Here is a 281-nt window from a genome sequence, read left to right as displayed (position 1 = left end):
TCTGGCCGTAGGCGGTATGCAGGTCCTTGACTTCCAGCATCACGTTGCTCATGTCAGTGCCCCAGGTAAACGTCGATGACGCGTTCATCGGCCTGCACCTTCTCCATCGGCCCTTCGGCGAGGATCTTCCCCTGGTGCATCACGGTGACCTTGTGCGCGATCTGCTTGACGAATTCCATGTCGTGCTCGATCACGATCACCGCGCGGTTCTTGCAGATGCGCTTGAGCAGATCGGCCGTCAGTTCTCGTTCGCGCGAGCTCATGCCGGCGATGGGCTCGTC

General features: G+C 60.1%; 1 pseudogene. It reads right to left on the bottom strand.

Annotated elements, in window-relative coordinates:
• Positions 1-53: 53 nt before the first annotated feature.
• Positions 54-281: pseudogene (locus CVH10_RS19705) on the bottom strand (ABC transporter ATP-binding protein); the annotation flags it as partial.

Origin of the sequence: Halomonas sp. ND22Bw, from assembly GCF_003011945.1 — a bacterium.
Taxonomy (GTDB): Bacteria; Pseudomonadota; Gammaproteobacteria; order Pseudomonadales; family Halomonadaceae; genus Halomonas; species Halomonas halophila.
The sequence above is the reverse complement of the archived record's forward strand: the minus strand, read 5'-3'. Positions and strand labels throughout refer to the sequence as shown.